The sequence below is a fragment of the Kribbella sp. NPDC051952 genome (genome assembly GCF_040680855.1).
Classification (GTDB): Bacteria; Actinomycetota; Actinomycetes; order Propionibacteriales; family Kribbellaceae; genus Kribbella.
The window spans coordinates 79,523-105,628 of the sequence record NZ_JBFAXQ010000014.1 but is presented as its reverse complement, the minus strand read 5'-3'; the positions used below and the strand labels follow the sequence as shown (position 1 = coordinate 105,628).

Here is a 26,106-nt window from a genome sequence, read left to right as displayed (position 1 = left end):
CCCGATGGACAGGGTCAGTCGGAGAGTCCGAGCTTGCGGAGCAGATCCTGATGCGCGAACTGGCCGTAGTACTCGATCATCGAGGCGATCCTGCCGTCCCGGAACGTCGCCCTGATCGCGAACCTGTTCTCGTAGTGGTCGCCGGTGACGAGCTCGGCCACCATCCGCTCCTCGATGATCGCCACGTCCGGGTCGTCGGTCTGGTGGAAGACCAGGTCGTGGATGGTGATGCTGCGAGCGGCGGAGATCAGTCCGGTGAACGCCGCATGCAGGGCTTCGGTGCCGGTGATGACCGCCGGCAATCCGGCGACGGGCAGAGCGGCCTCGTAGCTGCCGTCCGGCTGCCAGCACTCGACGAAGGCGTCGATGTCGCCGCCGAACAGGAACCCGGCGGAACGCTGCCAGAGCGCCTCGTTCCGGATCCGTGCGGCGTGGATGTCGATGGTGGTCGCTGAACTCATGACGAAACTCCTTGGTCTGTGACGTGGTTGGCAGCGGGTACGGCGAGGTCGGTGCTGCGCATCGGCGTACCGGTGCCGTGGATGCGGCGGGCGTAGCGGCGGAAGGAGCGCCGGCCGAGGGGCGGTAGCAGTCGACGTACTGGCGCGGGCAGGTTCGCGAGCTCGAGCCCGATGACCTCGGGGTCGCCTTCGTAGAGCATCATTCCGAAGCCCAGCGACATCTTGCGTCGCGGAATCGAGGACATCCCTTGCGCGGTGAACTCGGCCCACTCCGCGACCGTGATGTGCTGGGCCATCAGCGGAAGCAGGTGTGTCTCCTCGGCCTGCAGATGCTCGACCAGTGCCGTGCACAGCTCGGTGAGGACCTGCGCCAAGGCCTCGCCGTCGCGGCTGGACGCGGTCGTCCGCCAGGTGTCGAGAGCCGCGTTCGACTGCTCCAGCAGGCCGGCTACTGTCTCGTGCTGGCTCTCCATCACATGCACCAGCGGTGCGAGCTCCTGCGGGACCCGTTCGAGCAGGGCAGCCCAGAGCAGGTCGTCCTCGATGGTGTGGTGGTGGTGCAGCAACGCCAGGAAGAGGCCGACGTGCTCTGCCACCTGCCGGGTACGGCGCTTGTCGCCGGCGACCGTTCCGCGGATCGCGGCCGGGCTCAGCCCGAGCTCGCGGCGGAAGTTGTCATGCACCACCTTCATCATCCGGACATCGGTGAGTCCCGGCCCGTGCAGTTGCCGTCCGTCCGCGGTCTGGCTTGTCATCGTCCTCCTCCTTCGCTGTGTGATGCTCCGATCGTGGGCGAGGGCACTTGGAAGTCACCCCGGTCCGGCTTGGAACCGAATTGCTGTCAATCGGCGCGGTGCCGGGTTAGCGTCGTACCGTGCGGTTTCGGGTGTTGGGGCCGGTCGAGGTTCTCGATGCCGACGGGGAGCTGGTCCAACTGGGGGGCCAGAAGCAGCGGGCCCTGCTCGGCCTGCTGCTCGCGTCCGGAGGCCGGGTCGTCTCGGTGTCCCGGATCATCGACGAGCTGTGGGCCGACGATCCGCCGGCGAAGGCGCTGGTGTCGGTCCAGTCCTATGTCGCGAACCTGCGCCGCGTGCTGGAGCCCGATCGGGCCGCCCGGTCCGCGGCCAAGCTCCTGGTCACCCAGCCACCCGGTTATTCGCTGGCGGCCGAGTCGGTCGACGCGGTGGAGTTCGAACAGTTGCTGACCGCGGCCCACGACGTACTTCCGACTGATCCCGGGCGGGCTCGTGAGTTGTTCGGGACGGCCGCCGGTCTGTGGCGCGGGGAGCCGTACGCGGATCTGTCCGCGACCGTGCCGGGTCTGGCGGCCGAGGCTGCCCGGCTCGGCGAGCTGTGGCTGCTCGCCACCGAGAATCGGGTCCGTGCCGATCTGGCGCTGGGCGGCCATGAGCGCCTGATCGGCGAGATCGAGCAGCTGGTCGAGCTCCATCCGCTGCGCGAGACCGCATGGGGCCTGCTGAGCTTGGCCTTGTACCGATCTCAGCGCCAAGGTGAGGCGCTGGACGCATTACGCCGAGCCAGGCGGGTGCTTGCCGAGGAGCTCGGAGCGGATCCGGGTCCGGAGTTGCGCCGGCTGGAGCAGGCGATCCTCGATCACGATCCGAGCCTGGAGGCAGCACCGCTCGCTCCGGCGCGGTCGGTCAGCGGCTCGGTGGACGGTTTCCGTCCGCCGGCCCCTGCCGGGCTGGTCGGCCGGGACAGCCACCTGACCGGGCTCACCGAGCACCTCGTCAACGCGAGTGCCGGACGTGGGGTGGCGATCCTGGTCACCGGAGAGCCGGGCATCGGCAAGACCGCTCTCGCTCGCGCGCTGACGGCGACTGCTGCCGCGATGGGGCTCAAGACCGGTTGGGGTCGTTGCGACGGCGCCGACGGTGCACCCGCGCTGTGGCCCTTCTCGCAGGCCTTGGCGGAGTTGCTGGATCACGACAGTCCAGGCGCTGCGGCCCTGGCCGCGCTGACTCCAGGCGATGGTGGGTCCGGTACGACGGATGCGGACACGGCCGCTTTCCAATTGGCTGAGGGTGTCAGTGCGCTGTTGCGGTCGGCCGGCCCGATCCTGCTGGTGCTCGACGATCTGCATCGCGCCGACGGCGACACGCTGCGTCTGGTGCAGCGGCTCGGCGCGACGCTGTCCGGGCTGCCCGTCGTACTACTGCTGACCAGCCGGGACGCGGAGGCCGATCTGACGCCCGAGGTCGGGTCCGTGCTCGCCGATCTCGCCCGGGCGGGTTTGGTGCGGATGGGACTGCACGGCCTGGATGAAACGGAGGTACGAGCCTTCGCGAGGTTGCACCATGACGCCGACATACCGGTCGAGGTGGCCGGTGCGCTGCTCGAACGGACGAACGGGAACCCGTTCTTCGTCGGCGAACTGATCCGGCTGCTCGCCGAACAGCGACGTCTCGCCGATCCCGCGGCCGCCGGATCGCTGGAAGTGCCTGACGGTGTGCGGGACGTTGTCCGGCAGCGGATCTCCCAGCTGCCGGCCGAGGTGGAGCCGTTGCTCTCCGCCGCCGCGGTCTCCGGGGTGACGTTCGACGGCGATCTTGCCGAGGCAGTGTCCGGCGTGCGGCCGACGATGCGGTGACAGCGATGGAGACGGCGCTGCTGGTCGGCCTGATCGTTGCGGACGGCAACGAGTACCGCTTCACGCACGCGCTGGTACGGGAGGCCGTCTACGCGCGTGTGCCGTTGGGTCGGCGCCGGCAGTTGCACGGCGCACTCGCCGTACTGCTCGAGCAGCGGTTCGGCGGCGCTCGGCTGGCGGAGATCGCGCATCACCACGCGCAGGCAGGCCCTGATCATGCTCGCGCCGCATGGAGTTCGGCCGTCCGCGCCGCAGGGGTGGCCGCTCGCCAACCCGCGCCGGCAGAGGCCGCCCGGCTCCAGCTTCTCGCGCAGGCCTCGGTCCAGCGGGACACCACCGCGACCGCCACCGATCGGTACGACGTACTCGTCGGGCTGGCGCGAGCCCAGAAACGGGCCGGGCAGGAGCGGCAGGCCGGGGAGGCAGCACGGGCCGCGGCCGAGATCGCGCTGGCCGATGGGAATGCGTTGACGGCGGCTGAGGCAGTGGTCGGGATTACTGCCGACGGGGTGTGGAGTTGGCGGGAGTACCAAGTGGTCGACGTCCAAGGGGTCGCGTTGATCGAGCGATTGCTGCGCGAGGTTCCGCCCGGGGCCGAGGTGATCCGGGCCAGGCTGCTGGCGGCTCTGGCGGGTGAGATCTACTACGACCCCGACGCCGGGCGCCGGGCCGTCGAGCTGTCGACCGAGGCTGAGCGGCTTGTCCGCGGCCGGGACGGTGATGAGTTGGCCAGAGTGCTGGAGCTCCGCCATCTCGCCTACGAACGTCCGCAGTTGCTCAGCGAACGACTGGCCGCAGCCAATGAGCTCGTCGACCTCGCCGAGTCCGCGGATGATCCCGTCGCCCTCGCTCGCGCGTTGGTGTTCCGGGGCCGGGATCAGATGGAGCAGGGCGATCTGGCCGCCGGCTTGCGTGACTACCAACGCGCCCGGGTCCTGGCCCAGACCCATGCGCACGCACCGGTCCTCGTCGCACTGGTCTGGGCTGACGCGGTGATCGCGATCGCGCGGGGCCGGTTCGCGGAAGCGGAAGAGGCGATGGCCGCCGCCGGCCGGTTCCACTCGCTGACGACCGTCGCGGGTGCGGCCGAGGTGCCGATGGCGGTCACCGCGACACTGCATCTGGTCCGCGGTTCGCTCCCGTCGATCGAGCCGATGCTCGCCGCCGCGGCCACCGCAACGGGTCTCTCCTTGCTGCGTGATTGGCACGCCCTGGCGCTGGTGGAGGCGGGACGAGCAACGCAGGTGCGCTCCGATCTGGGGCCGTGGAAGCTACAACCGGATATCGCGACCGATTACCTGTCCCTGACCCACCTCGCGATCCGGGCCGAGCTGTGGTCCAGATTGGCGTCACCGGATGCGGCCGCGGACCTGCTGGGCCAGTTGGCGCCGTACGCCGAACGTCTGGTCATCGGCGGCACCGGCATCTCGGTGACCGGGTTCGCCGGACATCAGGTCGGCCTGCTCGCCCGTACGTGTGGGGACCTCGACCAGGCGATCGAGCACCTGGCGATGGCACTCGATCGCCACCAGCAGGCCGGACTCCGGCCGTTCGCTGCCGCGAGTGCCCGGGAGCTCGCGATCACCTTGCGCCAGCGGGGCCGGCCCGCCGATCATGTCCGTGCTGCGTCGCTAGGAACTCCGTAGTCCGCGCTTGCTCTGCCGCCGTTCCGATCGGCGCAAGCATCAGGTCGGTGATCCCGGTGTCCCGCAATTGATCGAGCCGCTTGGCGATCGTGTCCTCGTCCCCCACGAGCAGTACGTCGGCCGGCCCGTCAACGCCCTCGCGATCGAGCATCGCGCGATACTCCGGCACCTGACCGGCCAGCGCGAAGTCCTTCGCGAACCGCGCACGTACGGCGCCTTCGTCCGCGGTCACGCACACCGCGAACCCAGCGACGATCCGCGGGGGAGTGTCCGCGGCTTTGGTGATTGAGGGCACGACATGGTTTGTGAGAGTGCGCGGGCCGGTCATCCAGGTGATGGTCCCGTCCGCGAGTTCGCCCGCCACGCGCAGCATCGCCGGGCCGAGCGCGGCCACCAGCACCGGCGGCGCCGCCGCGCCTTCGACGGCGACCGATCCAACCGCGGTGAGCGTGTCGCCGTGATGGTTGACGGACTCGCCACGCAGCAACGGCCGCAGTACCTCCAGGTACTCACGGAGTCGTCGAGCCGGCCGGTCCGTGGGCAATCCGTACATCCCGCCGACCATCCGCGAGATCCCGGCCCCGATGCCCAGGATCAAACGATTGCCAGTCGCCGCCTGAACGGTCAGAGCGTGACTGGCCAGCACCAGCGGATGCCGCTGGGGGAACGGCACGACCGCGGTGCCGAGCTCACCCGCACCTCTGCCGGCCAGGGCGAGTGTGGTGAGGGCGTCGAGGTTCGGTCCCTGCGAGATCCACGCGGTCCCGCTCGTCGCCCGCACCTGCTCGGCGATCACACCGAGGTCGCGTTGTCCGCGAACATCGCCGTACGCGAGTCCGATCTGCATCTCCGCCTCCAGAGGTAAACGGGGTGGTCCCCCGGTTAAGGGTTGCTACGATATGGGGGACCACCCCAGTTAGCAAGAGAGTTGATCGTGCGAGCCGATGCGCAGCGGAACTACGACCGCCTGGTCGCGGTCGCCGCCGAGGTCGTCGGCGAGCAAGGCGCCGACGCCTCACTGGAGGAGATCTCGCGCCGCGCCGGTGTCGGATCAGCCACCTTGCACCGCCACTTCGGTGGTCGGGGTGCGCTGCTCGAAGCGGTCTTCCAGAACCGCATCGACACCGTCTGCGCCCAGGCCGAAGAGCTGCAGGATCACCCGGAACCCCTGCAGGCGTTGACGATCTGGCTCCACAGCATGGTTGCTCACATCACCAGCACTCGCGGGCTGGGGCCCGCTCTGGTGATGAGCGCCGAGCGAGGATCCGCGTGCCACGAACGCATTCTGGCTGCGGGTCGGAGCCTCCTCACCAAGGCTCAGGTCCGCGACGACATCGCGATCGAGGACCTGCTGAAACTCGTCAACGGCATCTCCTTGGCCAGTGACGAGGACACCGCTCAGGCTGACCGTCTCCTCGACCTGGCAATCCGGGGGATAGCACCCGGGCACAGCTAATAGACTTCGTGGTCTAAACCCTCCGAACGATGGCTTGAGGTTCGTTGTGCTCACCATGCAGGACGCGCTGCTCGCGCTGACGAAGTACTGGACCGATCGGGGCTGCATGATCGTGCAGCCGTTCAACACCGAGGTCGGAGCCGGAACGCTGAACCCGGCGACGATCCTGCGCGTGCTGGGTCCCGAGCCGTGGCGGGTCGCGTACGTCGAGCCGAGTGTCCGGCCCGACGACAGCCGCTACGGCGAGAACCCGAACCGCCTGCAGACCCACACCCAGTTCCAGGTCGTGCTCAAGCCGGACCCGGGCAACCCGCAGGAGCTGTTCCTGTCCAGCCTCGAGGCGCTCGGCGTCGACATCCACGCGCACGACGTGCGGTTCGTGGAGGACAACTGGGCCAACCCGGCGACCGGTTCCTGGGGTCTCGGCTGGGAGGTCTGGCTGGACGGTCTGGAGATCACCCAGTTCACGTACTTCCAGCAGGCCGGCGGCATGACGCTCGACCCGGTGTCGGTGGAGATCACCTACGGCATCGAGCGGATCATGATGGCGCTGCAGGGTGTCTCGCACTTCAAGGACATCTCCTACGCACCGGGCATCTCGTACGGCGAAGCGTTCGGCCAGGCCGAGTACGAGATGAGCCGCTACTACCTGGACGACGCCGACGTCGAGTCGCAGAAGCGCCTGTTCGAGGAGTACGCGAACGAGGCGCGCCGGATGATCGACGACCGCCTCCCGGTGCCTGCGCACATCATGGTGCTGCGCTGCTCGCACACCTTCAACGTCCTCGACGCCCGCGGCGCCGTGAGTACGACGGAACGGGCCAAGGCGTTCGGCCGGATGCGGACCCTGGCCCGCGAGGTCTCGCGGTTGTGGGCCGAGCGCCGGACCGAGCTCGAGCACCCGCTGGGGATCGCGGAGCTGCCGGCGGCGGTCCCGCAGCCGACCGAGTTCCCGGCGAGTACCGGGACCCGGCAGCTGACCTTCGAGATCGGCACCGAGGAGATGCCGCCGTCCGAGGTCACCAAGACCGCCGAGGCCGTCAAGACAGCACTCACCGAGAAGCTCGCCGCAACGAGGCTCGGCCATGGCGCCATCACGACGTACGCGACGCCGCGTCGGGTGGTCGCGTTCGTCGCCGGTGTGCAGGCCGGTGAGCCCGACGCAGAGCGCGTGGTGCGTGGCCCACGAAAGGCAGCCGCGTACGACGCCGACGGCAACGTCACCAAGGCCGCCGCCGGGTTCGCCCGTGGTCAGGGCGTCGACGCGAGCGAGCTGCACACTCTGGACGTCGACGGCGTCGAGTACGTCGCGGTGACCAAGCCGGACCGGGGACGCGGTGCGGCCGAGGTGCTGAGCGGCGTACTGAGCGAGATCGTCAGCGGGTTGCGGTCGGACAAGAACATGCGGTGGAACGACGCCAAGCTGTCGTTCACCCGGCCGGTCCGCTGGCTGGTCGCGCTGCTGGGCGACCAGATCGTCCCCGTGTCCGTGTCGTCGCTGGCCGCGGGCCGGACGACGCGCGTACACCGGACGGCCGCGCAGCCGCAGGTCGAGATCGCCTCCGCCGAGGGGTATCTGGACCTGCTGCGGATCCACGGCATCGAGGCGGATCCGGCCCGTCGCCGCGAGCAGATCGTGACGGCATCCCGCGAGCTGGCGACAGGTGCCGGTGGTGGCATCGACTTCGAGGGCGAGTCGGCGCTGGTCGACCAGATCGTGAACCTGGTCGAGGAGCCGACCGCGATCCTCGGTGGCTTCGCCGCCGACTACCTGGACCTGCCCGGCGAGATCCTCACCACCGTGATGCGCAAGCACCAGCGGTACCTGCCGGTGCGCGACGCCGACGGCAAGCTGTTGCCGCACTTCGTTGCCGTGGCCAACGGTTCGGTCGACGAAGACCTGGTGCGTGGTGGTAACGAGGCCGTGCTGCGGGCGCGCTACGAGGACGCCGCGTTCTTCTGGCGGGCCGACCTGGAGACCTCGCTCGAGGACATGAAGAGCGAACTGGACAAGCTGGCCTTCGAGGAGCGGCTCGGCTCGATGGCCGACCGGGCGGGCCGGATCGGCCGGATCGCTCTCGCCCTGGCCGACGTGGTCGAGCTGTCCGAGGACGACCTGACCACGCTGAAGCGGGCCGCCGAGCTGGCGAAGTTCGACCTCGGGTCGCAGATGGTGGTCGAGTTGACCAGCCTGGCCGGCACGATGGCCCGCGAGTACGCGCGTCGCGCCGGTGAGACCGAGGGCGTCGCGCAGGCGCTGTTCGACATGGAGTTGCCGCGGTCCGCCGGTGACCCGGTGCCGTCGACGACTCCGGGTGCGTTGCTCGCGCTGGCCGATCGCTTCGACCTGCTGGCCGGTTTGTTCGGCATCGGCGCGAAGCCGACCGGTAGCTCGGACCCGTTCGCGCTGCGTCGTGCGGCCGCCGGTGTGGTCGCGATCCTGCGCGAGCACCCGGAGCTGCAGGCGATCACGCTGCCCGTCGGACTGAAGGCCGCCGCGACGGAGATCGGTGCCCAGGGCATCGACGTACCGGCTGAGTCGCTCGACGAGGTGTCCGAGTTCACCGTACGGCGGTACGAGCAGCAGCTGCTCGACCGTGGCGACGATCACCACCAGGTCGCCGCGGTGTTGCCGTTGGCAACTGCTCCGGTGGTCGCGGACGAGGCTCTGAAGGCACTGCAGGAGCTGGTCGGCAACAGCGACTTCGCCGAGCTGGTCGCGGTCCTGCAGCGAGTACGCCGGATCGTCCCGGAAGGCACCGAGGCGTCGTACGACTCGAGCCAGCTCACCGAGCCCGCCGAGGTCGTCCTGCACGAAGCAGTCCAGAAGGTCGGCCAGGCACCCACCGGTCTGGCCGACTTCGCCGACGCCGCCTCGGTCCTGGTCGAGCCGGTAACCACCTTCTTCAACGAGATCCTGGTAATGGCCGAAGACCCGAAGCTCCGCGCCGCGCGGCTCGGCCTGCTCGCGACGATCAGCCGGCTGGCCGCACCGGTCCTGGACTGGCAGGCACTCGGGACGAGCCTTACTGCGGCAGAGTGAGCAGTCCGGCGAGACGTTCGCCGATCAGGCGATAACCATCGGGCCCTGGATGCACATCATCTGCATACAGGGCCCGAGCTTCGTCTTCGGTGAGGATTGTGCGGCCGTCGATGAGGTGTACGGCGGGGTCGGTGCGGGCGCCTAGTTCGACGCAGGTGCGGACGTCGTCGAGGGTCAGGCCGACGGCATTCGGTGTGCCTTCGCGGTTGGGGGCCAGCAGGGGAGTGATCACGACCAGCGGCGTCTGTGGGTGGCCCGCGCGGACCGTGGCGATGAACGACTCGACCTGGCCGGGCAGCGTGCGGCCGTTGTAGGTCGCGCCGCCGTGGATGTTGATGCCGAGACACAGCGAGATCAGCCGGGCCGGCAGATCCCGGATCGTGCGGGCCACGATCGGATCGAGGTGGCACTCGCCGGCGAAACCGAACGAGAAGCACTCCCAGCCATGCTGCCGGGCGACCAGCGCCGGCCAGGTCTCCGACGGTCCGTACGCGCCGCCGGACTGCGTGATCGAGCTGCCGTACGTGATCCACCGCGGCCCGCTCGGCGCCAGCGGCTCGGCGGCGCCGTCGAAGCTCAGCCCGCGGATCGCGATCCTCCCGGTCTGCGGCAGCCAGATCTCCACCTCGACCGGCCGGCCCGGCAGCTCGACGACCAGGCGTTGCTCACCCTCCTGCACGGCGCAACGCTGGTAGAGCTCGCCGTCGACGAGCACGTCCACCGGCGTGAGCTTCGAGTAGATGCTCAGGTTTGCCCGGAGCTCGAGTCCGACCGAGGTTGCCGCCGTACGCCAGGCGCCGCGGACACCGGCTGGGGTCGCAGCGCGAGCCCAGAGGCCCTGGCCGACGCGGTCCGGATTCGCGGTCCACTCGGCAAGCTGGAAGTCCTGTTCGCGGGGGTCGAGTCGCCAGAAGGTGGTCCAGCCGTCGGCATCGACCTCGCGGTGCTGGAACCCGGTCCACCGGTCGATCATCAGCGTCCTCCTCGGATGCCCCGGAGTGAGCGGGCGACGGGTTGGGCGGCGGCCGAGGTGAGGCGGGCGACCGCGCGCGCACCGAGGCTGGCGTCGACGTGGGCGAGCATGACCGCGGCCGCCGTACCGGAGTCTCCGGCCGCGATCGCGTCGACCAACGCGAGGTGTTCGGCGTGGGTGCGGTCCAGATCCTCGTCGGTCCGGCCGTCTTCGAGAGCAAGCCTGCGATACCGGTCGGCTTTGTCCCACAGTGCGTCCAGTTGCTGGACCAGCAACTGGTTGTGGGAGGCCGAGTAGATCGCGACGTGGAACCGGCGATGCGTGAACAGCTCCGCCGCGCCGGGATCCTTCAACAGCGGCAGCAGTTCGTCGGCCGTCGACCGGATCAGCGCGAGGTCGGCCCGGGTACGCCGTTCCGCCGCGAGGCCGGCCGCCAACGGGTCGAGGGAGCGGCGGATCTCGACCAGGTCCCGGGCCTCCTCCGCGGTCAGCCGGGTGACGCGGGCATCCCGGTGCGCGTCCAGCTCGACGAGTCCCTCGGTCATCAGCCGGCGGAGCGCCTCGCGCAGCGGAGTCGTGCTGATGCCGAGCTCGCGGGCGAGCGTCGCCTGGGCGATGACCGCACCGGGCACGAGGTCCCCGCGCAGCACCTGCTCGCGGACCAGGTCGTAGGCGACCTCAGCCTTCGTCACGCCGAACTCCTCTCGGTTATAACACCGAAGGCGAGGATATCAAGGCATGAGACGACCTGCACGTACCTCTTGACGGAGAAGGTTATAACGACTGAAACTCATCGGCATGAGCCATCGACTGGGAGTGTTGCTCGGCGACGGGATCGGGACCGAGATCGTGCCTGCCGCCGTACAGGTACTCGACGCGGCGCTGGCCGCCGCCGGTGCACCGGCCGTTGAGTGGGTTCCACTGCCCGTCGGGGCGGCGGCGATCGAGACGCATGGCAGTGCGTTGCCGGACGTCACGGTCGAGACGCTGACCAAGCTCGACGGCTGGCTGCTCGGTCCCCATGACAGCGCGGCGTACCCGCCCGAGCATCGTGCGGTGCTGAATCCGAGCGGGTTCCTCCGCAAGCACTTCGACCTGTTCGCGAACATCCGCCCGGCCAAGGCATTCGAGGGAACGCCCGCGCTGGTGCCCGGGCTCGATCTGGTCGTGATGCGCGAGAACACCGAGGGTTTCTACGCGGATCGCAGTACGTATCGCGGCACCGGCGAGTACATGCCGACGGCGGATGTCGCGATCGCGATGGGGATCTTCACCCGGCCCGCGATCGAGCGGATCGCGCGGCAGGCGTGCGAGCTGGCGATGCGCCGGCGCCGGCGGTTGACGATCGTGCACAAGGCCAACGTGCTGGCGATGACGACGGGCTTCTTCCGCGACATCTGCCGGGAGATCGCCGACGACTATCCGGGGCTGGAGGTCGACGACTTCCACATCGACGCGATGACGGTCCACCTGGTTCGGCACGGGGCGGACTTCGACGTCCTGGTCACCGAGAACATGTTCGGCGACATCCTGTCCGACCTGACCGGCGAACTGGCCGGGTCGCTCGGGATCGCACCGTCCATCAACGCGTCGCACGACCGGGCGATGGCGCAGGCCGCGCACGGTTCGGCACCGGATATCGCCGGCCGCGGTCTCGCCAATCCGACCGCGATGATCGCGTCCGGCGCGATGCTGCTGGACTGGCTCGGTCTCCAATCGGCCGCCGAGCTGATCGATCGCGGGCTGCGGGCAACAGTTGCCCGAGGCATCCGTACGGCGGACCTGGGTGGCAGCGCCGGTACGGCGGAGTTCACCGCGGCCGTGGTCGACTCGATCAGCGCATGATCGAGTCATTGCAGGGGATCGCTCCGGACGGGATGCCGCGAACACTGCGGATCCTGCTGGAGAACGCACTCCGGCACGGCACGGCGAGCGACGTACTGCGGAACTGGAAGCCGGGCGTGGTCGGCGAGCTCGAGGTGTATCCGTCGCGCGTGTTCCTGCACGACACGAACGGCGTGCCGGTGTTGGCGGATCTGGCTGCGTTGCGGGACGCCATGGTTGCTCGGGGCAAAGACCCTGGGCTGGTCGATCCGGTGATCCCGGCGGAGCTCGTCGTCGATCACTCGGTGATCGCGGACGTCTTCGGCCGGCCGGACGCACTCCAGCTGAACGTGGTCCGCGAGTACGAGCGCAACACCGAGCGGTACAGGTTCCTCCGCTGGGGGCAGCAGGCCTTCCGGCAGTTGAAGGTGGTCCCGCCAGGTGCCGGGATCATGCATCAGATCAACCTGGAGTACCTGGCGCGCGTCGTCGAGGAGCGCGACGGGTGGGTGTTCCCGGACCTGTGCCTGGGCACGGATTCGCACACCACGATGGTCAACGGGCTCGGCGTACTCGGCTGGGGGATCGGCGGGATCGAGGCCGAAGCCGCGATGCTCGGCCAGTCGGTGTCGATGGTCCTGCCGCCGGTCGTCGGAGTCCGGCTGAGTGGCGCGCTTCCGGTCGGGACGACGGCGACCGATCTCGTCCTGACGATCACCGAGACCCTTCGCGCGCACGGCGTCGTCGGCAAGCTGGTCGAGTTCACCGGTCCGGCGCTTGGCGAGTTGGGGGTGCCCGACCGCGCGACGATCGCCAACATGAGCCCGGAGTTCGGCTCGACCGCGGCCTACTTCCCGATCGACGACCGCACGCTCGACTACCTACGCTTCACCGGCCGCCCAGCCGAGAAGGTCGCGCTGGTCGAGAGCTACGCCCGCGAGCAAGGCCTCTGGCACGACCCCTCCGCCGAGCTCACCTACGACGAGTACGTCGACCTCGACCTGGGCAGTGTGGTCCCGTCGATCGCGGGCCCGCGCCGCCCGAACCAGCGCACGTCCCTGACCGATGCCAAGCAGGCGGCCGAGTCCGAGCTCCCGCCGGGCCCACGAACGACCGATGGCCCGGGTCACGGTGCGGTCGTCATCGCCGCGATCACCTCCTGCACCAACACTTCTAACCCGGCAGTGATGGTCGCGGCCGGTCTGCTTGCGAAGAACGCCGTCGAGCGTGGTCTGGTCAGCAAGCCGTGGGTGAAGACGACCCTGTCGCCGGGGTCGCGCGTGGTGATGGACTACCTCACCGCGGCTGGACTCACGACGTACCTGGAGAAGCTCGGCTTCCACCTCACCGGCTTCGGCTGTATGACCTGTATCGGTGCCTCGGGCAATCTGATCGACGAGGTCGCGGAGGTGGTACGCGGGGAGGACCTGACGGTCGCGGCAGTCCTGTCGGGCAACCGCAACTTCGAGGGCCGGATCCAGTCCGACGTACGGCTGAACTACCTCGCCTCGCCGCCGCTCGTCGTCGCCTACGCACTGGCCGGCCGGATGGACATCGACCTGCTGAACGAGCCGCTCGGCGACGGCGTCTACCTCCACGACCTCTGGCCGCAGCCCGCCGACATCGAGGCGGTCATCAAGCAGACCCTGAAGCCGGAGCTCTTCGAGCACGCGTACGACGATCTCTTTGCGGGCGACGACCGCTGGCAAGGCTTGGACGCGCCCTCGGGTGACACGTTCACGTGGGGCGACTCGACGTACCTGCGACAGCCTGACTACTTCACGAAGGTGCCGGACGATCTCACCGGCGCGCGAGCGCTGGTGCGACTCGGTGACTCCGTCACGACGGACCACATCTCACCGGCTGGTGCGATCCCGGCGGACAGTGTGGCCGGTCGCTACCTGACCGACCAGGGCGTTCGGGATCGGAACACCTACGCGTCGCGTCGCGGCAACCACGAGGTGATGGTCCGCGGTGCCTTCGGCAACGTTCGCCTGCGCAACCAGTTGGCCCTGGGGATCGAAGGATCGGTCACTCGCGGCCCGGACGGCGAACTCACCTCGATCTACGAAGCGGCGATGGCCTACCGGGCCGCCGGCGTACCAATCGTGGTTGTCGCGGGCAAGGAGTACGGCACCGGATCTTCTCGCGACTGGGCCGCCAAGGGACCGGCACTGCTCGGAGTGCGCGCCGTACTGGCGCAGTCCTTCGAACGGATCCATCGGTCCAACCTGGTCGGCCTCGGCATCCTGCCCTTGGAGTTCCGGCCCGGTGAGGGGGACGACCTCACCGGCGAGGAGCCGATCGACATCGAACTGCACGACGACGGCTTCGCCACCGCGCGGTCCGCGGGCAAGACCTACCGGCTGCGGATCCGCCTCGACACACCCCGCGAGCACGACTACCACCGGCACGGCGGCGTACTGCCCTACGTGCTGCACCGCCTCAGCGAAGGGCAATCCCTGTGATCGCTTCGATCAACCCCGCCACCGGCGAACACCTGACCAGCTTCGACGTCTCCGCCCCTGAACTCGGTGCGGCAGTGGTTGCCCAGCGCAACTGGCGCTCGACCAAGATCGGCGAGCGCACCGACCTGCTGCGGTCGCTCGCGGGCGTCCTCAGGACCCGCAAGCCCGAGCTCGCCGAGCTCATCGCCACCGAGATGGGCAAGCCACTGGCCGAGGCCCTCGGCGAGATCGAGAAATGTGCGGCCACCTGCGAGTACTACGCCACCAACGCCGAGGGGTTCCTGGCCGCCGAGCAGGTCACCGCGGAGGGCCGGATCGAGTTCGAGCCGCTCGGTGTCGTCCTGGCGATCATGCCGTGGAACTTCCCGTTCTGGCAGTTCTTCCGGTTCGCCGCACCGGCTCTTGCCGCTGGCAACGGTGCGGTCCTGAAGCACGCCAACAACGTGCCGCAGTGTGCGCTCGCGATCGAGTCCGTCCTGCGGGCGGCGGGCATGCCGGACGGTCTGATCAGCGTTGCCCTGGTCGAGACCGAGCAGGTCGCCGGATTGATCGAGGACGACCGGATCGCGGCGGTGACCTTCACCGGATCGACCCAGGTCGGCCGGATCATCGCCGCCCAGGCCGGGCGCGCGTTGAAGAAGCAGGTGCTCGAGCTCGGCGGCTCGGACCCGTTCATCGTTCTGGCGGACGCCGACCTGGTGACTGCCGCGAACACCGCGGTCAAGGCCCGGTTCCTGAACACCGGGCAGAGTTGCGTCAACGCGAAGCGGTTCATCGTCGAGGAGTCGGTCGCCGACGAGTTCGTGACCTACTTCGCGGCCGGTGTGGATCGGCTCGTGGCGGGTGATCCGCTGGACGGTGAGACCACACTCGGTCCGCTCGCCCGGGAAGGTCTCCGGGACACGTTGGACGACCAGGTTCGTCGTACGGTCGAGGCCGGGGCGACGCTCGTACGCGGTGGTTCGGTGATCGATGGGCCGGGGTTCTACTACCAGCCGACGGTGCTTGACCACGTGCTGCCGGGGATGGCGGCATTCGACGAGGAGACGTTCGGGCCGGTCGCGGCGATCACCCGGGTGCGTTCCGCCGACGAAGCGATCCGGTTGGCCAACCAGACCGAGTTCGGCCTCGGTGCGTCGCTGTGGACCACCCAGGAGCGGGCGCCGGAGCTGATCCGTCGCCTGGAGGCCGGCGCGGTCTTCGTGAATGCGATGGTCGCGTCGGATCCGCGGCTACCGTTCGGCGGGACCAAGCAGTCCGGGTACGGGCGCGAGCTCGGTGCCTACGGGATGCGCGAGTTCATGAACGTGAAGACCGTGTGGTCGGCCGACCCGGCGCCGCGGCTCGTGATCCGGCCCGACGAGGTGGAGGTCTTCGACCGGGGCAGCGGCGTACGCACGGTTCCGTACGTCGGGGCGTGGAACGGCGACTCCAACAAGATCACCACCGGTACGACGGTCTTCGCGGTCGGCACCCAGATCCCGCTGCACTCGCACAACGTCGAGGAGTCCGTGCTGATCTTCTCCGGTCAGGCAACCGCGGTGATCGACGGCCAGCGCGTCGACCTGGAGGCGGGCGACGCGACCTGGGTCCCGGCCGGGGTGCCGCACCAGTTCATCAACCGCGGCGACACCGAGATGACGATCTACTGGGTGTACGGCGGCCGCGCGGTAACGCGAACGATGACCGAGACCGGGGTGACGGTGGCCCACCTGTCCGCCGCCGACCGGGGCGCTGTCGCCGCCACGAGCTAGCCTGTCCGACGGAGAGAGGAGCACTGCATGACGTTGACTCCCGCGGAGGTTGCGGAGCGGTCCGAGCAGGTTGCACCGAAGTTGCGGGAACACCTGCCGCCCACGCCGTTCGTCCGGTACGACGCGTTCAGTGACGAGGTCGGCGCGGGCGTGCTGGTGAAGAGCGAGCACCTGCAGCGGACCGGATCGTTCAAGGCGCGCGGTTCGATGTCCAAGATCCTTACGCTGACCGACGAGCAGCGGCAGGCCGGTGTGGTGACGGCCTCGACCGGCAACCACGGACTCGGTGTCGGCAACGCGCTCGCGACCCTGGGCGGGCACGGCATCGTCTACCTGCCGGAGAACGCGTCGCCGAGCAAGGTCGCCGCCCTGAAGCGGATCGGCCTGGAAATACGGGCCGAGGGCAATGATTCCGGCGTACTCGAACCGAAGGCGCGGGCCTATGCGGCCGAGCACGGTCTCACCTATGTGCCGCCGTACAACGACCCGGACATCATTGCCGGCCAAGGCACAGTCGCCGTGGAGATCCTCGAGCAGTTGGCCGGCGAGCCGCTCGACGCGGTCGTGGTCGCCGTCGGCGGCGGTGGCCTGATCAGCGGGGTCGCGTCGGTGCTCAAGAAGCACCTGCCCGGGATCCGGGTGTACGGCGCGTCGCCGATCCTCGACGACGCGATGGCCGCGTCGGTGCGGGCCGGGGAGATCGTCATGGTCGACGCGAAGGCGACCCTGTCGGACGGTACGGCGGGCAGTGTCGAGCCGGGCAGTATCACCTTCGAGCTGTGCCGCGAGCTGGTCGACGAGTGGGTGCTGATCGGCGAGGACCCGATCCGGGACGCGCTACGGATGGTGATCGACACCGAGCACCAGCTGATCGAAGGGTCGGCCGCGATGGCGTTCGCCGCCGTTCGGCAGCGCCGTACCGAACTGGCCGGGAAGCGGGTCGCGGTGGTGTCGTGTGGCGGCAACATTTCGTCGAGCACCCTGGTGGCCGCCCTCGGTTAATGTGGTCCGGTGCGTGAACTCGTTGTGCTGGGCACCGGAAGTCAGGTGCCGTCGCGCGAACGCACGCAGAACGGGTACTTCCTGCGCTGGGACAACGAAGGGTTCCTCTTCGATCCGGGGGAGGGGACCCAGCGGCAGATGCTGTACGCCGGGCTCGCGGCCGGTGCGATCACGCGGTTGTGCGTGACGCATTTCCACGGTGACCACTGTCTCGGCGTACCGGGGATCGTGCAGCGGTTGTCGCTGGACGACGTACCGCATCCGGTGCATGCGCATTATCCGGCGTCCGGGCAGACGTACTTCACGCGGTTGCGTTACGCCGCGTCCTTCTTCGAGCGGGCCGAGCTGCTCGAGGAGCCGGTCGAGGAGGACGGGCTGCTCTCGGTCGGGTCGTTCGGTCAGCTGTGGGCCCGGCGGCTGGAGCATTCGATCGAGTCCTTCGGCTATCAGCTGATCGAGCCCGACGGCCGGCGGATGCTCCCCGACAAGCTGGCCGCGGCCGGCATCACGGGCCCTGCCGTCGGCCGGTTGCAGCAGGCCGGCTCGCTGGAGGTCGACGGACGGACGGTTCGGGTCGAGGACGTCAGCGAACTCCGTCCGGGCCAGCGCTTCGCCTTCGTGATGGACACCCGGCTCTGCGACAACGTCCTCCGCCTCGCGGAGAGTGCCGACCTCTTGGTGATCGAGTCGACGTACCTGTCGTCGGAGGCGGAATTAGCTCGTCGTTTCGGCCATTTGACCGCCCGCCAGGCAGCCCGGGTGGCCGAAGAATGTGGCGTCCGCAAGCTGGTCCTGACCCACTTCTCGCAGCGCTATCTGGAGCCTGAGCGCTTCTACGAGGAGGCGGCCGACGAGTTCTCCGGCGAGATCCTGGTCGCCTCGGACCTCAGTCGCACCCCGGTCCCGTCCCGCCGCTAAAACGAACAATGAATGACGAGCGGACCAACTCTGCCTGATTCCCCTGATCGGCCAATTAACATCAGCGACGAATGTAAATTGCCGAGCTTCAGGAGCAACCTCTCGTGCGCACTACCCGTCCCCTGCCGGCGGCGATCGCGCTCATCGGTGTAGGCGCAGTAGTGGCGGTAGCGGTGTGGCGGCCCTGGGAGGATTCCGCGCACGCAGCCGGTGGCCCGGCCGAGATCTCCGTGTCCCGCAGCCAGTGCGGCCAGGGCTGGACCGACGCGAAGACCGGTCGGCAGACGCTCACCGTGCACAACACCGGCGACGCAGCCGCCGAAGTCGATCTCGTCGAGGTCGGCAGCAACAAGGTGTACGGCGAGGTCGAGGGCCTGGGCCCGAACACGAGCGCGCCGATGGACGTGCAACTCGGCGCCGGCCGGTACGCGATCCGCTGCCTGATCGAGGACACCGACGCGATCACCGGTCCGACCGTCACGCTCACCGGCGACGCGAAGGGTGGTCCGGCCGCGGTCGCCGTGACCAAGAACGACATGCTGCCGCTGGTGAAGCAGTACGAGACCACGATCGTCGGCGGCGTCGCGGACCTGGCCGTCAAGACGGACAAGCTGCGTAGCGATGTGGACGCCGGCAATCTGGCCGCGGCCCGGGCCGACTGGCTGCCCGCTCACCTCGCGTACAACTCGCTCGGAGCGGCGTACGACGCGTTCGGCGACTTCGCCGACCAGATCGACGGATCCGCCGGCTTCCATCCGTTGGAGAAAGGCCTGTGGCACAACGCGTCCGCCGCATCCCTGAAGCCGATCGCCGATCAGCTGGCAGCCGCCGTACATGGCCTGCAGGCTGACCTGCCCAACGAACAGGTCGATCCGAACGATCTCGGGCTGCGCGCCCACGAGATCATGGAGAACGCGCTCCAGTTCGAGCTGACCGGCGAGAACGACCAGGGCAGCGGTACGTCGCTCAACACTGCGCTGGCCAACCTCGACGGCACGGCGAAGGTGCTGGCCATCCTGGACCCGGTGCTCAAGCCCCGCTATCCCGAACTGACCCAGGTGAAGATGTGGGAAGCCCGGGTCCGTGCGCTGCTGACCGCGCACCGGAACACCCCGGTCGCCCAGCTGGACCAGAGCACCCGGGAACAACTCAACGGCGCGGTCGGCGAACTCCTGGAGCAGCTCGCCCCCGTCGCGGCCCTCTGCGAAGTCCGGAGAAGCTCATGACCAGCCGTCGGTCGTTCCTGCGCGGGACGTTGGTCGGTGCGGGCGCGGCGGCTGTCACCGGGTTGTCGCTGTCCGCTGATGCGGCGGCTTCGACCTCGGTCGCGTTCCACGGTGTGCACCAGGCCGGGATCACCACCGACCAGCAGAAGCAGGCGATCTTCGCGTCGTTCGACGTCATCGCTGCCAACAAGGGCGAGCTCACCGACCTGTTCAAGACGCTGACCGATCGGGCCCGGCTGCTGACCGCGGGCGGTGCGTTGCCGCCGCTGGGGATCACGGCCCCGCCGGCCGATTCCGGCGTACTCGGACCGGACATGCCTGCCGACGATCTGACGGTCACCGTTGCCGTCGGGGCGTCGCTGTTCGACGAGCGGTACGGCCTCACGGGGCGCAAGCCGGTGAAGCTCACGGCGATGAAGGAGTTCCCGAACGACAGCCTGGACGACGCCTTGTGCCATGGGGACCTGAGCTTGCAGGTGTGCGCAACGGAGACCGACACCGTGCTGCACGCGCTGCGGGACATCGCCCGGCACACCCGCGGTGCGATGCAGCTGCGCTGGCGGGTCGACGGCTTCCAGAGCCCGCCGCGGCCGTCCGGTACGCAACGCAACCTGATGGGCTTCAAGGACGGCATCGTCAAACCGGCGTCGACCGACCACGACAAGCTCGTGTGGGTAGGTAAGGGCAACGGTGAGCCGGCCTGGACCGAGGGCGGCAGCTACCAGGTACTGCGGCAGATCCGCATGCTGGTTGAGTTCTGGGACCGGGTGTCGGTCGGCGAGCAGGAGAACATGTTCGGCCGGCGACGGGACTCCGGTGCACCGCTGGACGGCAACAGCGAGAGTGATCTGCCCAACTATCCGGCCGATCCGACCGGTGCCGCGATCCCGCTGACCAGCCACATCCGGATGGCCAACCCGCGCACTCCGGCCACTGCGTCCAGCCAGTTCCTGCGCCGCGGCTACAACTACGACAAGGGCACCGACGCGGTCGGTGACCTGGACATGGGGCTGTTGTTCTGCGCGTACCAGCAGGACATCGCCCGGCAGTTCGAGGCTGTCCAGACCCGGCTGATCGACGAGCCTCTCGTCGACTACATCCGGCCGGTCGGTGGCGGCTACTTCTTCGTTCTTCCCGGTGTACGGGACGGCAACGACCACTTCGGGCGGTCGTTGCTCGGATGAGTTACTCAGGAGGGAAAGGCATGCGCGCAAGACTCCGTGTCGCAGCCACTGCCGCCGTCGCGGCGGCAGCGGTGTTGCTGGCCGGCTGTAGCAGCGGTGGCGACACCAACCCGGTGGCCAACGCCGCCTATTCGTACCGGCCGGTCCACCCGGCCACACCGATCCAGCACGTGGTGGTCATCTTCGGCGAGAACATCTCGTTCGACCACTACTTCGGTACCTACCCGAACGCCACCAACGCCGACGGCACGCCGTTCAAGGCGGACCGGCACACGCCCAAGGTGAACGGGCTGTCGAAGCAGTTGCTGACGCACAACCCGAACGCCTACGACCCGAAGCGGCTGGCGCCCTCGCAGGCACTGACCTGCGACCAGAACCACGGTTACGGGCCGGAGCAGAAGGCCGCGAACGGCGGCAAGATGGACAAGTTCGTCGAGAACACCGAGACGGACAAGTGCACCGGCCAGCCCGTGCTGTTCGGCGAACCGGGCCTGGTGATGGACTACTACGACGGCAACACCGTCACCGCGATGTGGAACTACGCCCAGCACTACTCGCTGAGCGACAACTCCTTCGACACGGTGTACGGCCCGTCCACCCCGGGCGCACTGAACCTGATCTCCGGGCAGACGCACGGCGTGCAGGCCATCGACCCGAAGACCGGCAAGCCGACGACCGACGCGTACGCCGTGCAGTCGCCGGACAAGAACGGGATCGGTACGGTCACCAACGACCCCGACCCGTACTACGACAACTGCTCGAACAACAACGGTGCTGCTAGCAACAACCTGGCGGTCATGCACGGCCAGAACATCGGTGACCTGCTGAACCAGAAGCACGTCACCTGGGGCTGGTTCCAGGGCGGCTTCAAGCCGACCAGCTCGGCCGGCGGCAAGGCCGTCTGCGGTGCGCAGCACGCCAACGTCGGCGGCATCTCGGCGCTCGACTACAGCCCGCACCACGAGCCGTTCCAGTACTACAAGTCGACGGCGAACCCGAAGCACCTGCCGCCGAGCTCGGTGAAGGCGATCGGCCAGACCGACCAGGCCAACCACCAGTACGACACGTCGGACTTCGACGCGGCCGTGGCCGCGAACAACCTGCCGGCGGTCAGCTTCCTGAAGGCCGGCGAGTACCAGGACGGTCACGCCGGCTACTCCGACCCGCTGGACGAGCAGGCGTTCGTCGTGAAGGAGATCAACCAGCTGCAGAAGTCCAAGGAATGGTCCTCGACCGCGGTCGTGCTGGCCTACGACGACTCCGACGGCTGGTACGACCACGCCAAGTCGCCGACGATCAACGGTTCGAAGGACGCCGCGCTCGACCAGGCCGCGGCGTGCGGTCGCGCACCGGTCTCCGGTGGCTACGCCGACCGCTGCGGGTTCGGCCCGCGGCTTCCGCTGCTGGTGGTCTCGCCGTACGCGAAGACCAACCACGTCGACCACTCGCTGACCGACCAGACCTCGGTGCTGAAGTTCATCGAGGACAACTGGAAGACCGGCCGGATCGGCGACCACTCGTTCGACCAGCGGGCCGGCAGCCTGACCGGGATGTTCGACTTCCGGCAGCGGCCGAGTAACAAGAAGCTGATCCTGAACCCGAAGACCGGGACAGTCGTCAGCAACCACTGACCCGTCGCGCTAGGAGGCGCCCTGATCGGCGAGGAAGTCGTCGATCAGGGCGTTCACCTCTTTGGGGGACTCGAGCGCCGCGAGGTGCGCCGACTGCTCGAGTACGACGAAACGCGCACCCGGAATCGAATCCGCCATCTCCTCGGTCTCGTCCACTGGGAAGGTCGCGTCCTCGGCTCCGGCGACCACGAGGACCGGCGTGCGGATGGTGCTGAACAACTCGCGTTGATCGGGTCGGTGTGGGACGACGCTGGTGACCGCATGGCGGCCGGAGCGGATGTCGACCCGGCTCGCCAGGTCGTTGACTGTGGCAACGACCTCTGGTTTCTCCCGTTTCGCCGTCGGGCCGAGGAATGCGTCGCGGACCGGGTTCTTGAGCGGGCCGCGGATCCCGCCGAGGAGTTGAGCCGTCCGGGTCAGGACGCCGTACTCGAGTTTCTGGCGGAGACCGGCGGGTGATGCGGTCGCGTTCATCAGTACGGCGATGCCGGTGCGGTCGGGGTGGAGCGCGGCGAAGGTGCCGCCGATCATGCCGCCCCAACTGTTGCCGATGACATGGACCTGCTCGACGCCGAGGTCGTCGACGATCGCTCGGATCACCTCGGCGCACTGCTCGAAGCTGAACGGGCCTGTCAGTGCTGAGCTTCCACCGTGTCCGGGCGGATCGACCAGCACGACCTGGAAGCGATCGATGAAGTGCTTGGCCTGGCCGGACCACAATGTGCCGTCCATCAGAAGACTCGGCCAGAACAGCATCGTCGGGCCTTCACCGCCGATGCGGAGCCGGATCCGGCCCAGCACGGTCTCGACGTACCGATCCTCCACCCCGGCGAGCGTCATGGCTGAACGCTACCGCTCAGTTCGGCGGGACAGAGGCAGCCAGGCGCGTCGCCAGTTCCTGGACATGTGCGATCAGCTCGGGCGGCGATTGGATCTCGAACGGATAGCCGATCACCCCGAGATGGATGGCGAGTTGGTCGAGGCTGTTGGCGCCGGTCTCGACCAGAGTCGTCTCCTCGTCCACCTGGGTCACGGTCGCGACGTTGGACGGGAACCGGTCGGCGACCTGGTCGACCGTTGCCTGGACCAACAGGCGGGCGAGGTAGCGGTAGCCGCCGGAGGCGATTCCGCGCTCGGTTCGGTCCAGCTCGGGTACGTCACGTGGGGTGAACCGCGGTCCGGTCGGGATCCGCGGCTCGAGCCGGTCGAGCCGGAACGTGCGCCAGTCGGCGCGGTCGAGATCCCAGGCCACGAGGTACCAGCGGCGGCCCATGTGGACGAGGCGATGCGGCTCCGTCGTCCGGGTGGTCGCCGTACCGTCGTGGTTGCGGTAGTCGAAGCGCAGGCGTTGGTGGTCGCGGGATGCGGCGGCGACTGCCAGCAGGACGTCTGGCTGGACCGACGGTCCGCCGGATGGGGTGACGGCAACCGTTTGGAGCAGGTTGATCCGGTGGCGGAGTCGAGAGGGCAGGACCTGTTCGAGCTTGGTCAACGCGCGCACCGACGACTCCTCGATCCCGGCGACGCTCCCGGTCGCGGCTGCACGGAGTCCGACGGCGACGGCGACCGCCTCTTCATCGTCGAGTAGCAACGGCGGCAGCGCGGCGCCGGCTCCGAGCCGGTAGCCGGCCACCCCGGGTACGGCGTCGACCGGGTAACCGAGGTTGCGCAGCTTCTCCACGTCCCGGCGGACCGTGCGGACCCCGACGCCGAGCTCGTCGGCCAGTGCGGTGCCGCTCCAGTCTCTCGGTGACTGCAGGAGCGACAGGAGTTTGAGCAGCCGTGCGGACGTTTCCAACATGCTTCTGATTCTGTCACTCAGCTAGGACTGAAGCTGTCCTAACTGGGTGACAGAGTCGAATCATGATCAAGCCATTCAGCATCGACATCCCGCAGAGCACCCTCGACGACCTCGCGGCCAAGCTGGCCGGCGCCCGGCTTCCCGCCCCGCTACCCGGTGACGACTGGGATACCGGCGTACCGGTGTCCTGGCTGTCTTCGCTGGTCGACTACTGGCGGACTTCGTACGACTGGCGAGCGGCGGAGGCTGAGCTCAACGCGTATCCGCAGTTCACGACCGAGATCGATGGGCAGCGGATCCACTTCCTGCATGTTCGCTCGGCTGAGCCGGACGCGCTGCCGTTGCTGCTCACGCATGGGTGGCCGGGGTCTGTGGTCGAGTTCCTGGATCTGATCGGGCCGTTGACCGATCCGGTCGCGCATGGTGGGCAGGCTTCGGATGCCTTCCATGTAGTGATCCCCTCGCTGCCGGGGTTCGGGTTCTCCGGGCCGGTGTCGAAGAGCGGGTGGTCCCGTCAGCGCGTGGGGCAGGTGTGGGCGTCGCTGATGGAGGAGCTCGGGTACGAGCGGTACGGCGTACAGGGTGGTGACATCGGCGGGGCGGTGTCGCCGGCGGTCGCGCGGGCGGCTCGGGAGCGGGTGGTGGGGGTGCATACCAACGGTGGTCCGTCGTTGCCGCCGTACCCGCTGCCGGAGGAGGAGTTGAAGACGCTGACTCCGCTGGAGCAGGATCGGATCGCGCGGATCGGTGAGTTCTTGCAGAAGGAGTTTGGCTACATCTCGATCCAGTCGACCCGGCCGCAGACCGTTGCCTATGGGCTGGTCGACTCTCCGGTTGGTCAGCTGGCCTGGATCATGGACAAGTTCATGGCCTGGACGTATCCGGCCGAGAAGTTGCCGGATGCAATCATTTCCCGGGACCGGCTGCTCACGAACGTGATGATCTACTGGCTCACCGGCACCGCGAGTTCCGCGGCGTACGTCGGCTACGCCCAGCAGGAGGCGTGGGGCACCAAGCTGGAGAACTCCGGCGTCCCGACAGCCGTCCTGGCCTTCGCCCACGACGTCCCGGTCCGCCGCTACGCCGAACGCGACAACAACATCACCCGCTGGACCGACGTAGACCACGGCGGCCACTTCGCCGCCCTAGAAGAACCCGAACTCCTACTAACCGACATCCGAGAGTTCTTCCGCAGCTTGCGGTGAGTACGAGCGTGATCCGGGCCGTCCACATCGCACCTGTGGGCGGCCCTTCGCGTTATTCGTAGTCGGTCGAAGTGGTCAGGTATGCCCACGTTTCGGCTTCTTCGGCGCGAGATCGAGAGGCGCGGGCGGCGTGGGTGAGGGCGTCTTTCCCCAGGAGCAGGCGCAGGGGTGGGGTGTCGAGTCCGACAATCTCAAGGATTGCGCGAGCTGCCTTCTCCGGGTCGCCGGCTTGCTCGCCGTCGGTCGCCACCCGGTAGCGGTTCATCGCGCCAACGGTCTCGTCGTAGTCCGCTCCCACTGGAGCGATCGTCATCGACGACCCACCCCAGTCCGTCCGGAACGCGCCTGGCTCAACGATCGTCACCTTCACCCCGAACGGCTTCACCTCGTTGTTCAGCACCTCCGAGAACCCCTCAACCGCAAACTTCGCGGTCTGGTAAGCCCCCATCCCCGGTGTCCCGCCAACCCGCCCACCGATCGACGAGAACTGCAGGAAATGCCCACTCCGCTGCTCGCGGAACACCGGCAGCGCAGCCTTCGTCACGTTCACGACCCCGAACAGGTTCGTCTCGAGCTGCGCCCGGAAGTCATCGTCCGGCGTCTCCTCGATCGGTGCACTGTTCGCATACCCGGCGTTGTTCGCCACCACGTCGAGCCCACCGAACGCATCCAGTGCAGCCTGTACAGCGTCCTTCGCCGCATCCGCGTCCGTGACATCAAGCGCGACCGCTTGGATCTGCTCGCCGTACTTCGCGACGAGGTCGGCCAGCTGCTCAGGCTTGCGCGCCGTGGCGACCACGCTGTCCCCGGCACCCAGCACCGCCTCGGTCAACGCTCGCCCGAGGCCCCGGGAGCTCCCAGTGATCAACCAGATCTTGCTCATGCTCAGTCCTAACTAACCAA

At 68.4% G+C, this 26,106-nt stretch carries 21 protein-coding genes; 13 read left to right on the top strand and 8 right to left on the bottom strand.

Annotated elements, in window-relative coordinates:
* Positions 1-14: 14 nt before the first annotated feature.
* The gene (locus tag AB0L70_RS25220) at positions 15-461 is read right to left on the bottom strand and encodes a nuclear transport factor 2 family protein (protein WP_363688133.1); all 447 of its coding nucleotides are present in this window, start codon (positions 459-461) and stop codon (positions 15-17) included.
* Positions 458-1,216: a hemerythrin domain-containing protein gene (locus AB0L70_RS25215; RefSeq protein ID WP_363688131.1), complete on the bottom strand. Its 759-nt coding sequence runs from the start codon at positions 1,214-1,216 to the stop codon at positions 458-460. Before AB0L70_RS25215 ends, AB0L70_RS25220 begins: the two co-directional genes overlap by 4 nt.
* A gap of 119 nt (positions 1,217-1,335) precedes the next feature.
* Here AB0L70_RS25215 and AB0L70_RS25210 point away from each other — a divergent pair, with 119 nt between their 5' ends.
* Both AB0L70_RS25210 and AB0L70_RS25205 read left to right on the top strand, forming a co-directional pair.
* On the top strand, positions 1,336-3,072 hold the full coding sequence (locus tag AB0L70_RS25210; protein ID WP_363688129.1) for a BTAD domain-containing putative transcriptional regulator: 1,737 nt from the start codon (positions 1,336-1,338) through the stop codon (positions 3,070-3,072).
* Between the two features lie 5 nt (positions 3,073-3,077).
* Complete coding sequence (locus AB0L70_RS25205; protein WP_363688127.1) at positions 3,078-4,718, top strand: hypothetical protein; 1,641 nt, start codon at positions 3,078-3,080, stop codon at positions 4,716-4,718.
* Here AB0L70_RS25205 and AB0L70_RS25200 read toward each other — a convergent pair.
* Entirely contained in the window at positions 4,654-5,565 is a 912-nt protein-coding gene (locus tag AB0L70_RS25200) for a TIGR03564 family F420-dependent LLM class oxidoreductase (protein WP_363688125.1), read from the bottom strand. The genes AB0L70_RS25205 and AB0L70_RS25200 overlap by 65 nt on opposite strands.
* 87 nt (positions 5,566-5,652) lie before the next feature.
* On the opposite strand from AB0L70_RS25200, the gene AB0L70_RS25195 reads away from it, so the two are divergent.
* Both AB0L70_RS25195 and AB0L70_RS25190 read left to right on the top strand, forming a co-directional pair.
* The gene (locus tag AB0L70_RS25195) at positions 5,653-6,174 is read left to right on the top strand and encodes a helix-turn-helix domain-containing protein (RefSeq protein WP_363688123.1); all 522 of its coding nucleotides are present in this window, start codon (positions 5,653-5,655) and stop codon (positions 6,172-6,174) included.
* Positions 6,175-6,229: 55 nt separating this feature from the next.
* The gene (locus AB0L70_RS25190) at positions 6,230-9,217 is read left to right on the top strand and encodes a glycine--tRNA ligase (RefSeq protein WP_363688373.1); all 2,988 of its coding nucleotides are present in this window, start codon (positions 6,230-6,232) and stop codon (positions 9,215-9,217) included.
* On the opposite strand, the gene AB0L70_RS25185 is transcribed toward AB0L70_RS25190, so the two are convergent.
* Both AB0L70_RS25185 and AB0L70_RS25180 read right to left on the bottom strand, forming a co-directional pair.
* Positions 9,201-10,190 (bottom strand): GDSL-type esterase/lipase family protein, encoded by a 990-nt coding sequence (locus tag AB0L70_RS25185; protein WP_363688121.1) that lies wholly within the window; start codon positions 10,188-10,190, stop codon positions 9,201-9,203. The two genes, AB0L70_RS25190 and AB0L70_RS25185, sit on opposite strands and share 17 nt — an antisense overlap.
* Positions 10,190-10,882, bottom strand: coding sequence for a GntR family transcriptional regulator (locus tag AB0L70_RS25180; RefSeq protein WP_363688119.1), 693 nt, complete (start codon positions 10,880-10,882; stop codon positions 10,190-10,192). Before AB0L70_RS25180 ends, AB0L70_RS25185 begins: the two co-directional genes overlap by 1 nt.
* Positions 10,883-10,988: 106 nt before the next feature.
* Here AB0L70_RS25180 and AB0L70_RS25175 point away from each other — a divergent pair, with 106 nt between their 5' ends.
* The 8 genes from AB0L70_RS25175 to AB0L70_RS25140 all read left to right on the top strand — a co-directional run bounded on the left by AB0L70_RS25175 (position 10,989) and on the right by AB0L70_RS25140 (position 22,197).
* Positions 10,989-12,035, top strand: a complete 1,047-nt coding sequence (locus AB0L70_RS25175) for an isocitrate/isopropylmalate dehydrogenase family protein (protein WP_363688117.1) — start codon at positions 10,989-10,991, stop codon at positions 12,033-12,035.
* Positions 12,032-14,482 carry an aconitate hydratase AcnA gene (acnA, locus tag AB0L70_RS25170; RefSeq protein ID WP_363688115.1) on the top strand — a complete coding sequence of 817 codons (2,451 nt, stop codon included), beginning with the start codon at positions 12,032-12,034 and terminating at the stop codon, positions 14,480-14,482. Before AB0L70_RS25175 ends, acnA begins: the two co-directional genes overlap by 4 nt.
* Positions 14,479-16,236: an aldehyde dehydrogenase family protein gene (locus AB0L70_RS25165; protein ID WP_363688113.1), complete on the top strand. Its 1,758-nt coding sequence runs from the start codon at positions 14,479-14,481 to the stop codon at positions 16,234-16,236. Before acnA ends, AB0L70_RS25165 begins: the two co-directional genes overlap by 4 nt.
* Positions 16,237-16,263: 27 nt before the next feature.
* A complete protein-coding gene (locus AB0L70_RS25160) occupies positions 16,264-17,238 on the top strand; it encodes a pyridoxal-phosphate dependent enzyme (protein WP_363688111.1) in 975 nt (324 codons plus the stop codon).
* A gap of 9 nt (positions 17,239-17,247) precedes the next feature.
* The gene (locus tag AB0L70_RS25155) at positions 17,248-18,156 is read left to right on the top strand and encodes a ribonuclease Z (RefSeq protein WP_363688109.1); all 909 of its coding nucleotides are present in this window, start codon (positions 17,248-17,250) and stop codon (positions 18,154-18,156) included.
* Between the two features lie 104 nt (positions 18,157-18,260).
* A complete protein-coding gene (locus tag AB0L70_RS25150; protein WP_363688107.1) occupies positions 18,261-19,382 on the top strand; it encodes an EfeM/EfeO family lipoprotein in 1,122 nt (373 codons plus the stop codon).
* Positions 19,379-20,566, top strand: coding sequence for an iron uptake transporter deferrochelatase/peroxidase subunit (gene efeB / locus AB0L70_RS25145; RefSeq protein ID WP_363688105.1), 1,188 nt, complete (start codon positions 19,379-19,381; stop codon positions 20,564-20,566). The genes AB0L70_RS25150 and efeB overlap by 4 nt, the downstream gene beginning before the upstream one ends.
* A 20-nt stretch (positions 20,567-20,586) precedes the next feature.
* Positions 20,587-22,197: an alkaline phosphatase family protein gene (locus AB0L70_RS25140; RefSeq protein WP_363688103.1), complete on the top strand. Its 1,611-nt coding sequence runs from the start codon at positions 20,587-20,589 to the stop codon at positions 22,195-22,197.
* A 9-nt stretch (positions 22,198-22,206) separates the two neighbouring features.
* Here the strand turns inward: AB0L70_RS25140 and AB0L70_RS25135 are convergent, their stop codons facing one another.
* On the bottom strand, positions 22,207-23,037 hold the full coding sequence (locus AB0L70_RS25135; RefSeq protein ID WP_363688101.1) for an alpha/beta hydrolase: 831 nt from the start codon (positions 23,035-23,037) through the stop codon (positions 22,207-22,209).
* Between the two features lie 16 nt (positions 23,038-23,053).
* Entirely contained in the window at positions 23,054-23,998 is a 945-nt protein-coding gene (locus AB0L70_RS25130) for a YafY family protein (protein WP_363688099.1), read from the bottom strand.
* Positions 23,999-24,060: 62 nt separating this feature from the next.
* Between AB0L70_RS25130 and AB0L70_RS25125 the strand changes: the two genes are divergently transcribed.
* Positions 24,061-25,203: an epoxide hydrolase family protein gene (locus AB0L70_RS25125; RefSeq protein ID WP_363688097.1), complete on the top strand. Its 1,143-nt coding sequence runs from the start codon at positions 24,061-24,063 to the stop codon at positions 25,201-25,203.
* A gap of 52 nt (positions 25,204-25,255) precedes the next feature.
* Here AB0L70_RS25125 and AB0L70_RS25120 read toward each other — a convergent pair whose 3' ends face one another.
* Positions 25,256-26,086: an oxidoreductase gene (locus AB0L70_RS25120; RefSeq protein WP_363688095.1), complete on the bottom strand. Its 831-nt coding sequence runs from the start codon at positions 26,084-26,086 to the stop codon at positions 25,256-25,258.
* Positions 26,087-26,106 lie beyond the last annotated feature (20 nt).